The organism is Klebsiella sp. GB_Kp056 (assembly GCF_040064755.1).
Classification (GTDB): Bacteria; Pseudomonadota; Gammaproteobacteria; order Enterobacterales; family Enterobacteriaceae; genus Klebsiella; species Klebsiella quasipneumoniae.
The window spans coordinates 1-11,379 of sequence record NZ_JBEAJA010000005.1; the positions used below are offsets into that span (position 1 = coordinate 1).

Below are 11,379 nucleotides of genomic sequence, written 5' to 3' on the forward strand. Positions count from 1 at the left end.
CGTAGGCCGGATAAGGCATTTATGCCGCCATCCGGCACAACCGCGGGTACGGCGTCTGATGTATATCGCCCGGCGGCGCTGCGCTTGCGCGGGCCTGGGGGTCAATGAAACGTCTGCGCAAACGCAGTGAAGAAAGGTATTACTCGGCGGCGGTTTTCCCTTTGCCGGGCAGCCTGAACGCTTCGCCATAGGGCTTCGCAATGCCCATGCGATACTGCGTCTCCTTTGCCGCCTGGTGGAGATCGGCGAACTCCTCTTTCGGCGCCGGCGGACGTTGCGCCTTTTTCAGACACTGATTGCGATGGTGACGGATCCACTCTCGGTCCTCATCGTCCAGGCAACGCTGCATCACCTCAATCCATCTGGATGCCGCCCGACGGTAGAGCCCGCAGGCTTCTAACCGCTCCGCAATACTGTCCCTTATTCTCATCCACCTCGCTCCTCTGATGCTTTCACGATATCTCATGGTATTCCGACGCGTGAGTCGGAATACCATGGTAGAGTTAATTTATGACAAAACTATTCCTCTGCGGCGCAAGGAATATAATCATTATAATAATCGCTGTGCATAGCAAACCGCCATGGCGGTAATTACTTCCAAAGAGCTCCGGAATTATATGCCGGGCGCCGCCCTGGATACCGACGGGTATCGACGGTTGTACCTATCAATATCTATTTAATTTATTACATTTCCATCGTCACATACCTTGCGATATCACCTGTTCCCTGTACAACCACGCCTTATGGCGATCGACCGGACTGGTCCAGCAGTTTATTTTTGAAGATAAATAAGCAGGCTTCATTAAAATTATCTAACCCCAGTCGCTCATAAAGCGCGGTCCGCTTGCGGTAAAGGCTTTTTAGCGAAGTATTCAGATTCACCGCCACCTCCTCCATTGTCATCCCCGCCCCAAGAAAACGCAGCATCAGCTGCTCTGTCATACTTAAGCGCAGATTGTCGAACCACTCTTTGGTCAGCCGCTTGCTCTTCATCTCCAGAAAAAGCCCAAATAAGGTCGCCATATCGGCGGGTGATAATGACATGTTTAAAAACGATTTCAGACTGAGTAAATGCTCTTCCCGATGGCGCATATCGAGGACAATACAGCATATTCGCTTTCTGGATTGTGCCGCCTCTATGACCAGATAATCGTAATGACAAAGCGGCGAACGGCTATCAACCAGCAGAGAGAGTTCATCAACCTCATTATCTAAAATCGCTTTTCCGCTAGAATCTAACTGAATGATATCAGGAAAGAAATTCTTAACTCCTTGAAAAAGATAGTGATCCTGGGTAACTAATATCATTGAATTTGCCACAAGTCTTCCCTTTAACATTTAATCAACAAATTCTCGTCAACCAGACGTTTTCCTTGCCCCTGGGGAACGCTCCGCATGGCGGTAAAAATAACGAGATCTGTGATTTATCATTAGCGCGGCATCTGAATCTGGCTGTGAAAAACCTCCCTGGGTGCGGACAGAAAATAAACGGATTAATTATAAATAAAAAAATCCCACAGAAAAGATGCTTTTTTTGCTATTGAGAATTTTTGTCAGAAATCATCTTAAATATCCATGAAAAACCTTTCTCTTCACTGCAATATAAGCCACCCAACAAAATTAAAACAAAATTTCAGCCAACTCCATTTTTTATTTATTTCAGTAAGTTAAAGGAACTCGCTTCAACATGGCGATTCGAATTAAACCATTTTTACAGATTTATCTTAAAACGCAGTTCGTCATTTAACCATATTTATCCGCTGCGGTATCGGGTATAAATTATCCATTCAATTATCCACAGGAGATATGTTTATTACTTTGCAATAAGTCATTCACCCGCAGTGCCAGTCAGCTAAATGGGACCATCCTCATCCTTTAACTCACCGTCAAAGGACGGTCGTGTTGTGCAATGGATTCTTGATGAACATATGGCAAATAGAAATGGAAAGATCACCTTATTCAAATACGTTATTGTTTAATCGCAACACGAAACTCTCGCTGTCAATCGGTGTGCTTTTGCTCTTCCCGACGCTGGTTCAGGGAGCGGACTCGCTCTATGACCAGCAGATCCTGCAAGCGCGTCAAGGCCAGTACGCCCCCTTTCTCTCATATCTTCAGCAATACCAGCTGCGGCATGCCTTAACCCCTTCTCAGGTAGCGGACTGGCTGCAGGTAGCCCTCTGGGCCGGCCAGGACGACGAGGTGGTGAAAGTCTGGCGACGCTATCAGGTCTATATGCCGCTTCCCGCACGGGGCACCGCCGCCGCGGCGCAGGCGATGCGCAACCAGAAACAGTGGCAAGCCTCGCTCCTCCTCTGGCAGCAGGCGCTCAGCCAGGCCCCCGACAGTGACGACTATCGTATCGGCTATATCAAGACGCTGGCCGATGCCCGCAAGGCCGGCGAGGCGCTCAGAGAAGCGCGTCGCCTGGTGGCGGAGCAGGCGAGCATTGCCCACCTGCAGACCCTCTCTTATGTCTACCTGCGGCTTGGCAAGAGCTGGGACCAGCTGCTGGTGGACACACAGATCCTCGATCGCGAACCGCAGAATAAAGCCGCGCTGGCGAGCCTGATGGCGACCCTGACCCGCAACCGGATCGACTCCCCCGCCCTCGGCCTCGCGAATAACGTCGAACTGACGCCCGCGGAAAAGCGCAACCTGCAGCTGAACGCCGCCGCCGAACTGGTGCGCCTTGCCGATACGCCTTCCCGTGAAGAAAATGCGCGTTACGCGCTGGCCCGCACGGCGCTGGCGCAATACGACGCGATGATCGCCGCCTGGCGTCCCGACCCGCAGGCCGCCCCGGACATCATCCGGGCGCGCATTGACCGTCTGGGCGCGCTGTACGCCTACGCAGACTACGCGCAGGTTATCCGCCAATACCAAAGCCTGATGGCGCAGCAGCAGGTGGTTCCCGACTGGGCCATCGGCTGGGTTATCTCCTCTTATATCGCGCTTAAGCAGATTGAGCCCGCGTTGACACTTATTCATCAGCATCCCTCGTGGCTGACGAGCCAACAGAATGAAGAACATGAGCTTTTCTACGCCCTGCTGGACACCGCTCAGTACCCGGCGGCGCAGCGGTATGTCGCCCGACTCACCCGGAATGCGCCCTATATCCGTCATCTCTACGGCTCGCCGACGCCCCAGCCGAACGACGACTGGCTCACCGCGCAGTCGCTTAACGTGCACTATCTCTCCGCCACCAACGCCCTGCCGCAGGCCGAAGCCCGCATGCAGCGCCTGGCGGCGACGGCCCCCGGCAACCAGGGGCTGCAGATCGACTATGCCGCCCTGCTGCAGGACAGAGGGCTGCCGCGGGCAGCCGAACGCCAGCTGAAAGCGGCGGAAGCCCTGGAGCCCACCAGCCTGCAGCTGGAGCGCCAGCAGGCCTGGGTCGCCCTCGATCTGCAGGAGTGGCGGCAGATGGATCTTCTGACCGACGACGTTATCGCCCGTTCGCCACGGGATCTGAATACCCAGCGCCTGGCCAGAGCCCGCGAAATCCATCATTTCTCCGAGCTGCGCCTGAGCGTCGGCAAAGGGCTGCATTCCGACAACCCGGTGAGCGGTACCCACGACCTCAGTTTTGAGACGGCGATCTACAGCCCGCCGATAGCCGACAGCTGGCGATTGTTCGGCGGCCACCGCTTTGCCCAAGGCAATTTTGAAGAGGGGAAAGGCAGCCGTCGCCAGCTGTTCGCCGGTATTGAATGGCGTCCGCGCGACGCCTGGGGAGAACTTGAACTCTCCAGCGTCAATTTTCACGGCGAGAATAAGCCCGGCGTCCGCCTTTCCGCCGCGCACGACGTCAACGATCGCTGGCAGCTGGGCGGCGAGCTGGAGCGGATTTCGCAGCAGACGCCGCTGCGCGCGTTACGCAACGGCGTCAGCGCCAACCGCGGCGAAGGCTGGCTGCGCTGGTATCAAAACGAGCGCCGGGAGTACCGCGTCAGCGCGGCCGCCAGCCGCTTTACCGACCACAACCGTCGTCAGGAGTACACCCTCTCCGGTAAAGAGCGCCTCTGGCAGACCCCGTGGCTAACGCTGGATCTACAGCCCGGTCTGTCGGCCAGCGCCAATAGCCGCACCGACACCGCGTATTACAGTCCGGCCCGCGACCTCGCGGCCACCGCGGCGTTGGCGGTCGATCACACGCTTTACCAGCGGTATGACACCGTCTGGAGTCAGCAGCTGCTCGCCGGCGGCGGCAGCTACTGGCAAAAAAATCACGCCGCCGGCGCGATAACGACGCTGGGCTACGGGCAGCGTCTGCGCTGGAACAACCTCGTCGACGCCGGGGTGATGCTGAACTGGGACAAACGCCCCTACGACGGTAAACGTGAAAACAACCTCGCTATCACTGTTGATGCAAACATACGGTTTTAAGGATGACCATGCTGAACACGACCCTGCGCAACGGCCTGATGCTTCTCGGCTGGCTGTGCCTTATCTTCAGCGTGCGTGCTGAGGAGGTCCCCTTCCTCGCCCCGCAGCAACGACCCCAGCTGGAGGCCAATAACCCCTGGCCGGCGGATCGCTTTCTGGTGCTGGCCTATCATGACGTCGAAGACGACGCCGCCGACCAGCGTTACCTTTCGGTGCGTACCAGCGCGCTTAATGAGCAGATCGCCTGGCTGCTGCATCACGGCTACCATGCCGTGAGCGTTCAGGACATTCTGGACGCGCATCATGGCCTTAAGCCGCTGCCGCCTAAGGCTTTTCTTCTCAGCTTCGACGATGGCTATAGCAGTTTTTACACTCGCGTCTGGCCGCTGCTTAAAGCCTGGAACGTTCCGGCGCTGTGGGCGCCGGTGGGTAGCTGGGTGGACACCCCCGCCAACCAGCCCGTTAATTTTGGCGGCCTGATGACGCCGCGCGATCGCTTCGCCACCTGGGAGATGGTGCGCGAGCTTAGTCGCTCGCCGCTGGTGGAGATCGGCGCGCACACCTGGGCCTCGCACTACGGCCTGCCGGCCAATCCGCAGGGCAGCCGCGAGCCCGCCGCCGCTAACCGCGGCTGGGATAAAACCACCGGCCGCTATGAAAGCGACGCGCAGTTTACCCGGCGAATGGCCGATGACGTGCAGAAAGTGACGGCGAAAATCCACGACGTCGCCGGGAAAGCGCCGCGCGCCTGGGTGTGGCCCTACGGCGCCGCCAGCGGCAGCACCCTGGCTATCGCCAAACAGCAGGGGTATCAGCTGGCGTTTACGCTGAACGACGGCCTGGGCAACGTGAAGGATCTGGATAATATTCCGCGCATGCTGATCGCCGGTAACCCGTCGATCAAGGCCTTTGCCAACGCAGTGGCGCAGATTCAGGAAGCCGATCCTGTTCGGGTGATGCATGTGGATCTGGACTATGTCTATGACCCCAATCCCGTCCAGCAGGCAAAGAATATCGATAAGCTGGTGCAGCGCGTCTATGACATGAAAATCAGCCACGTCTTTCTGCAGGCCTTCTCCGACCCGCAGGGTGACGGCACGGTCAAGTCGCTCTATTTCCCCAACCGCTGGCTGCCGATGCGCGCCGACCTGTTTAACTTCGTCTCCTGGCAGCTGCAGACCCGCGGCGGGGTGAAGGTTTATGCCTGGATGCCGGTGCTGGCCTTCGATCTCTCGTCCGATCTGCCGCGCGTTCAGCGCTGGGATCCGCAAACCGGGAAGGCGTTACTTGCCCGTCAGCCCTATGTCCGCCTGTCGCCCTGGGATCCCCGGGTTCGCCAGCAGATCACCGACATCTATGAGGATCTGGCCCGACACGCCAGCTTCAGCGGGATTCTGTTCCACGACGACGCCGTGCTGACCGATTTTGAAGACGTGAGCCCGGAAGCGGTCGCCGCCTGGCGGCAGAGTGGCCTGGCGCACGATGCCGGCCCGGTGCCCCAAAGTCCGCAAGAGCGCCAGGCATGGATGCGTTTCAAAAGCCAAACCCTGACCCGCTTCACTCTGCAGCTGCGCCAGTCGGTGCAGGCCATCCGCGGCCCGCAGGTAAAAACGGCGCGTAATCTCTTCGCCCTGCCGATTCTTGAGCCGCAGAGCGAAGCCTGGTTTGCGCAAAATCTGGATGACTTCCTTGCCGCCTATGACTGGACGGTCCCCATGGCGATGCCGCTGATGGAGTCCGTGCCGATTGACGCCAGCCAGGCCTGGCTGACGCGGCTGGTGCAGGCCGTCGCCCGCCGCCCGGGCGCGCTGAAGAAAACCATCTTTGAGCTACAGGCCAGAGACTGGAACCGACGCCAACGCAACGCCATTCCCGACCAACAGCTGGCGGACTGGATGCATTTGCTGCGGCTAAACGGCGTCAAAAACTACGGCTACTACCCAGACGATTTCATTAACAATCAGCCAGATATCTCTCGTATCAGACCGCAATTTTCTTCCTGGTGGTACCCTGACCATGACTGATCGCATTATCGCATTGTGCATTTTATGCCTCGTTTTCGGGCTGCCGTTAGGCGTCGCAGCGGCGTTTACCGGCGAGCTTATCCTCGACTTTGTCTTTTTCTGGCCGCTGTTTATGTCGGTGCTATGGATCACCGGGGGTCTGTACTTCTGGTTCCAGCTGGAGCGCCACTGGCCGTGGGGAGAGGATACCCCGCCGCCGTCGCTACCGGGCAATCCGCTGATCTCGATCCTGATCCCCTGCTTTAACGAGGAGAAAAACGCCCGGGAGACCATCAGCGCGGCGCTGGCCCAGCGTTACGCCAACCTCGAAGTGATCGCGATTAACGACGGCTCTTCGGACAACACCGCCCAGGTGCTCCAGCAATTGGCGCAGGAGGAGCCAAGGCTGCGGGTGATCCACCTGGCCGCCAATCAGGGAAAAGCGGTGGCGCTCAAAGCGGGCGCCGCCGCCGCGCGCGGCGATCTGCTGGTCTGCATCGATGGCGACGCCCTGCTGGACCGGGATACCGCGGCCTGGCTGGTCGCCCCGCTGATCCACTACCCGCACGTCGGGGCGGTCACCGGCAATCCGCGGATCCGCACCCGATCCACGCTGATCGGCCGCATTCAGGTAGGGGAGTTCTCGTCGATCATTGGCCTTATCAAGCGGACGCAGCGGATCTATGGCCGGGTCTTTACTGTCTCCGGCGTGATCGCCGCCTTCCGGCGTCAGGCTCTGGCGGACGTCGGCTACTGGAGCCCGGATATGATCACTGAAGATATTGATATCAGCTGGAAGCTTCAGCTCCGCCACTGGGACATCTTTTTCGAGCCGCGGGCGCTGTGCTGGATCCTGATGCCTGAGACCCTCAAAGGGTTATGGAAGCAGCGTCTGCGCTGGGCCCAGGGGGGAGCCGAAGTCTTTCTGGTCAACCTGCGCCGCCTGTTTCACTGGCAGCATCATCGGATGTGGCCGCTGTTTCTGGAGTATGCCTGCTCCACGCTGTGGGCCTTTGCCTACGCGGTCACCATCCTGCTGTTTATCCTCAGCCGCCTGATGCCATTGCCGGACAACCTGACAGTGCACAGCCTGTTTCCGCCTGAGTTCACCGGCATGCTGCTCGGCCTGATGTGCCTGCTGCAGTTCGTCGCCAGCCTGTATATCGAACGGCGCTATGAGAAAAAGGTCGCCAAATCCCTGTTCTGGGTGATCTGGTTCCCGATGGTTTACTGGATGATCGGCCTGCTGACCACGCTGGTCGCTTTTCCGAAAGTGATGTTGAAACGTCAACGTTCCCGCGCGCGCTGGGTGAGCCCGGACCGGGGAAAAGGAAGCCTGCGATGAATGAAAATACGCTCATCTTAACCGAACACCGCGTGCTGCCCCGGCTGGTGGACGCCGGCTTAACGCTGCTGGCCTGGCTCGGTTTTCTGTTCTTTCTCTACGCCAATTTGCTGATGCAGTTTATCGCGCCGCCCTCCCCGCGCTGGTCATCGTTGATGGACTCCCTGAATACGGCGCTGGTGTATTTATTGATTGCCGCGCTGAACGGCTGGCTGCTGATCCTCTGGTACCACTATAACCGACGCCGCGCCCATACCCGGCGTCACACCGCGGTGCTTACCCTGCGAGATGAGGAGCTGGCCAGCAGCTTTAACGTCGCCCCGCAGATCATCTCCGAAATGAGTCGCTATAATTTGCTGACCGTTTACCACGATCACATTGGCCAGATTATTGATTTAAAAAGCCACGCGCTGCCGCCGCCCGAGGAGAGGGATCTGGAATGATAGCAGGGCCGCCCCCGGCGGCCCTGACTGGGTAACGACGCCGCCGATCAGCCGCCGGCCTTTTTAATGGCGGCTTCGAGCGAGGCTTTATCCGCCAGCCCCGGGAAGACGGTGATGCTGGCTTCCGTGGCGCCAGTAGTTGGCATCACGATCACGCCCGGCGTGCCGCTGAGACCAATCTCCTGCGCCAGGTCGTTAATGCTCTGCAGCACCGGTTCGACGTCGTTGGCCTTCTTCGCATCAAAGCCGGCTTTCTTCGCCTGCTGCTGGATATCCGCCGTCGTCAGCTTGCCTTCGTTATGTCCGGTGGCGTAGATCCCGTTATGGTAGGCCAGATAGGCATCCGCCCCTTTCTGCTGATAGATCTGCAGGCCGGTTTTCGCTGCTTCCAGCGAGCTTTCCCAGCGGCCGCCGAAGATAGGCCACTCTTTAAAAGCGAAGCGGGTCTGCGGATGCGCTATAATCACCTGCTCCATCACCGGCGCCAGCCGGCTGCAGTAGACGCACTGGTAGTCAAAGAACTCAATCACCGTGACTTTGCCGTTGGCCGGGCCGTAGGTCGGGGTATTTTTATCCTGGGTCAGCAAGGCGGCATTCTTCAGCACCGCCTGGGTGGCCGCGCTGGCCTGCTGCTCAGCCTGAATTTGCTGCAGTTTCTGGCTTGCCTGCAGGAGAACTTCCGGGTGGGCGACCAGGTAATCGGCGGCGATTTTGCCGATTTGCGCCTCCTGTTCCGCGGTGAAAGTCGCCGGCGCGTCAGCGGCAGAAGCCATCGCCGGCAGTAAGACAGCGCTCAGCAGGGCGACAGAGAGGTATTTCTTGTGGCCAGACATAGTGGGGATCCTTGCGATAAGTGAACAGCAGGTGAGTCTGTATGACAAAATATCACCCTTTTTCGCCGAAGCCTTGCCCGACGGCGCGTTGATTCGTAACTTTATTTTTCAGGCTCAGGTTTCCCGCGCGACGTCGCGGACCGGCGCCAGTGGTCAACGCTCCCCGGGCGGAGCCCCCGGCGCAACGGCTTTTCGTGGTATTTATTTCAGGTGGTTTCTCTCGATATGTATGCGTTTCTTCAACAATGGGACATGGCGGTGATTATGCTGCAGATTGTCGCCATCGACTTACTGCTGGGCGGCGACAACGCCGTGGTGATCGCCATGGCCTGTCGCAAACTGCCGCCACAAAAACGCACCAAAGCGATCGTCATCGGCACCGTAGGCGCCATCCTGGCGCGCATCCTGCTGCTGGCGATCGCCCTGTATCTCCTGTCGCTGCCGTGGCTGAAAATAGTCGGCGCGCTGCTCCTGCTGTGGATTGGCATCAGGCTGGTCAGTAATGAGGAGGACGAGAGCGAGGTTGCCAGCTCCGGCAGCCTGTGGCGCACCGCAGTCACCATCACCGTCGCCGATGTGATCATGTCGCTGGATAACGTGCTGGCGGTGGCCGCCGCAGGCAAAGGGCACATTGCGCTGGTCGCCCTCGGCGTGGCGATCAGCATTCCGGTTATCGTCGCCGGCAGCAAGCTGGTGCTGGCCCTGCTCACTCGCTTTCCCGCGGTGGTGCTGCTGGGCGGGATGCTCATCGGCTGGATTGCCGGGTCAATGCTGGTCAGCGACCCTACCCTTCGCCAGCTGTTTCCCACCGCCGGCGACGGCATTGCGCGCCTGGCCGGCGCCATCGGCGCGCTGCTGGTGCTGTTCGCAGGCTGGCGCCGTCGTCCTCGGCCGCAGGTGAAAGACTAGCCGCGCCCATGACGCCGTTGACCCCGACGGCGTCAAGTTTCCGCCACTTTTCTTCCCCTTCAGGGCGCATTTGCCCTACGCTTTATACAGACGCCTGATCCAGGGAATATGTAACCACCGCACTGAGCATAGATGAGATAACAGCATGGAATTGAAGGATTATTATGCCATTCTCGGGGTGCAACCAACCGACGATCTGAAAACCATCAAGACCGCCTACCGCCGCCTGGCGCGCAAGTACCACCCCGACGTCAGTAAAGAAAACGATGCCGAAGCCAAATTTAAGGATCTCGCCGAAGCCTGGGAAGTCCTGAAAGATGAGCAACGGCGCGCGGAATACGATCAGCTCTGGCAGCATCGCAACGATCCCGGGTTCGGTCGCCAGCAGCAGACCCACGAGCAGAGCTACAGCCAGCAGGATTTCGACGACATCTTTTCCTCCATGTTTGGCCAGCAGGCGCATCAGCGTCGCCGTCAGCACGCGTCGCGCGGCCACGACCTGGAGATCGAGGTCGCGGTGTTCCTTGAAGAGACGCTGGCTGAGCAGACCCGCACCATCAGCTATAACCTGCCGGTGTATAACGTGTTCGGCATGATCGAAAGCGAGACGCCGAAAACGCTGAATGTGAAGATCCCCGCCGGGGTGGCCGATGGTCAGCGCATCCGCCTGAAAGGCCAGGGGACGCCGGGCGAAAACGGCGGGCCGAACGGCGATCTGTGGCTGGTGATCCACATCGCCCCGCACCCGCTGTTCGACATCGTGGGACATAACCTGGAGATCGTCCTGCCGCTGGCGCCGTGGGAGGCCGCGCTGGGCGCCAAAGTCACGGTGCCCACCCTGAAAGAGAGCATTCTGCTGACGGTGCCGCCGGGTAGCCAGGCAGGGCAGCGCCTGCGTATCAAGGGCAAAGGGCTGGTGAGCAAAACCCACACCGGCGATTTGTTCGCCGTTATTAAAATTGTGATGCCGCCAAAACCAGATGAAAAAGCGCGTGAGCTCTGGCAACAGCTGGCCACCGCCGAAGCCAGCTTCGATCCGCGTAAGACATGGGGGAAAGCCTGATGGCTACAGTAACAGTGACGTTTACCATTACCGAATTGTGCCTGCGTACCGGGGTGTCGGAAGAGGAGCTGACGGAGATTGTCGGCTTAGGCATGATTGAACCGCACCAGCCGCAGGCGGACGCCTGGCTGTTCGACGACAGCGCGGTGACGATTGTCCATCGCGCGGTGCGCCTGCGTAACGAGCTGGAGCTGGACTGGCCGGGGATTGCGGTGGCGCTGACGCTGCTGGATGAGAACGCGCGGCTGACCCGCGAAAATCGCCTGCTGCAGCAGCGCCTGGCCCGCTTTCTCGCCCACGGATAGGGGCGACATCCCGGGTGGCGGCGTACCGTCTTACTGCCGGGTGGCGGCTACGCCTGACCCGGCCTACAAACTAAGCACAGCGCAAGCCG

10 protein-coding genes are annotated in these 11,379 nt (G+C 59.1%); 7 read left to right on the top strand and 3 right to left on the bottom strand.

Annotated features, from left to right (window positions below):
• Nucleotides 1-139: 139 nt before the first annotated feature.
• Nucleotides 140-496 carry a PerC family transcriptional regulator gene (locus ABLV52_RS00370; protein ID WP_305953346.1) on the bottom strand — a complete coding sequence of 119 codons (357 nt, stop codon included), beginning with the start codon at nt 494-496 and terminating at the stop codon, nt 140-142.
• A 245-nt stretch (nt 497-741) separates the two neighbouring features.
• On the bottom strand, nt 742-1,308 hold the full coding sequence (locus ABLV52_RS00375) for a LuxR C-terminal-related transcriptional regulator (protein ID WP_348889861.1): 567 nt from the start codon (nt 1,306-1,308) through the stop codon (nt 742-744).
• Between the two features lie 633 nt (nt 1,309-1,941).
• Between ABLV52_RS00375 and pgaA the strand changes: the two genes are divergently transcribed.
• From pgaA to pgaD, 4 genes are read left to right on the top strand one after another with little or no spacing between them, the layout of a single operon-like run.
• The gene (gene pgaA / locus ABLV52_RS00380) at nt 1,942-4,389 is read left to right on the top strand and encodes a poly-beta-1,6 N-acetyl-D-glucosamine export porin PgaA (protein ID WP_348889858.1); all 2,448 of its coding nucleotides are present in this window, start codon (nt 1,942-1,944) and stop codon (nt 4,387-4,389) included.
• Nucleotides 4,390-4,397: 8 nt separating this feature from the next.
• Nucleotides 4,398-6,413, top strand: a complete 2,016-nt coding sequence (gene pgaB, locus ABLV52_RS00385) for a poly-beta-1,6-N-acetyl-D-glucosamine N-deacetylase PgaB (RefSeq protein ID WP_064155518.1) — start codon at nt 4,398-4,400, stop codon at nt 6,411-6,413.
• Nucleotides 6,406-7,737 carry a poly-beta-1,6-N-acetyl-D-glucosamine synthase gene (pgaC, locus tag ABLV52_RS00390; protein WP_004206396.1) on the top strand — a complete coding sequence of 444 codons (1,332 nt, stop codon included), beginning with the start codon at nt 6,406-6,408 and terminating at the stop codon, nt 7,735-7,737. The genes pgaB and pgaC overlap by 8 nt, the downstream gene beginning before the upstream one ends.
• Complete coding sequence (gene pgaD / locus ABLV52_RS00395) at nt 7,734-8,180, top strand: poly-beta-1,6-N-acetyl-D-glucosamine biosynthesis protein PgaD (protein WP_348889859.1); 447 nt, start codon at nt 7,734-7,736, stop codon at nt 8,178-8,180. The genes pgaC and pgaD overlap by 4 nt, the downstream gene beginning before the upstream one ends.
• A gap of 47 nt (nt 8,181-8,227) precedes the next feature.
• Here the strand turns inward: pgaD and ABLV52_RS00400 are convergent, their stop codons facing one another.
• Nucleotides 8,228-9,013, bottom strand: coding sequence for a DsbA family protein (locus ABLV52_RS00400; RefSeq protein ID WP_348889860.1), 786 nt, complete (start codon nt 9,011-9,013; stop codon nt 8,228-8,230).
• A gap of 225 nt (nt 9,014-9,238) precedes the next feature.
• On the opposite strand from ABLV52_RS00400, the gene ABLV52_RS00405 reads away from it, so the two are divergent.
• The 3 genes from ABLV52_RS00405 (at nt 9,239) to cbpM (ending at nt 11,290) form a co-directional block, all read left to right on the top strand.
• Complete coding sequence (locus ABLV52_RS00405; RefSeq protein ID WP_064155498.1) at nt 9,239-9,922, top strand: TerC family protein; 684 nt, start codon at nt 9,239-9,241, stop codon at nt 9,920-9,922.
• Between the two features lie 145 nt (nt 9,923-10,067).
• Nucleotides 10,068-10,985 (top strand): curved DNA-binding protein, encoded by a 918-nt coding sequence (cbpA, locus tag ABLV52_RS00410; RefSeq protein ID WP_023291678.1) that lies wholly within the window; start codon nt 10,068-10,070, stop codon nt 10,983-10,985.
• Nucleotides 10,985-11,290, top strand: a complete 306-nt coding sequence (cbpM, locus tag ABLV52_RS00415; RefSeq protein WP_020481009.1) for a chaperone modulator CbpM — start codon at nt 10,985-10,987, stop codon at nt 11,288-11,290. The genes cbpA and cbpM overlap by 1 nt, the downstream gene beginning before the upstream one ends.
• Nucleotides 11,291-11,379 lie beyond the last annotated feature (89 nt).

Excerpts from the sequence above, each read along its gene's own strand:
- ABLV52_RS00370 (WP_305953346.1), bottom strand. The coding sequence starts at position 496 with ATGGTATTCCGACTCACGCGTCGGAATACCATGAGATATCGTGAAAGC.
- ABLV52_RS00375 (WP_348889861.1), bottom strand. The coding sequence starts at position 1,308 with ATGATATTAGTTACCCAGGATCACTATCTTTTTCAAGGAGTTAAGAAT.
- pgaA (WP_348889858.1), top strand. The coding sequence starts at position 1,942 with ATGGAAAGATCACCTTATTCAAATACGTTATTGTTTAATCGCAACACG.
- pgaB (WP_064155518.1), top strand. The coding sequence starts at position 4,398 with ATGCTGAACACGACCCTGCGCAACGGCCTGATGCTTCTCGGCTGGCTG.
- pgaC (WP_004206396.1), top strand. The coding sequence starts at position 6,406 with ATGACTGATCGCATTATCGCATTGTGCATTTTATGCCTCGTTTTCGGG.
- pgaD (WP_348889859.1), top strand. The coding sequence starts at position 7,734 with ATGAATGAAAATACGCTCATCTTAACCGAACACCGCGTGCTGCCCCGG.
- ABLV52_RS00400 (WP_348889860.1), bottom strand. The coding sequence starts at position 9,013 with ATGTCTGGCCACAAGAAATACCTCTCTGTCGCCCTGCTGAGCGCTGTC.
- ABLV52_RS00405 (WP_064155498.1), top strand. The coding sequence starts at position 9,239 with ATGTATGCGTTTCTTCAACAATGGGACATGGCGGTGATTATGCTGCAG.
- cbpA (WP_023291678.1), top strand. The coding sequence starts at position 10,068 with ATGGAATTGAAGGATTATTATGCCATTCTCGGGGTGCAACCAACCGAC.
- cbpM (WP_020481009.1), top strand. The coding sequence starts at position 10,985 with ATGGCTACAGTAACAGTGACGTTTACCATTACCGAATTGTGCCTGCGT.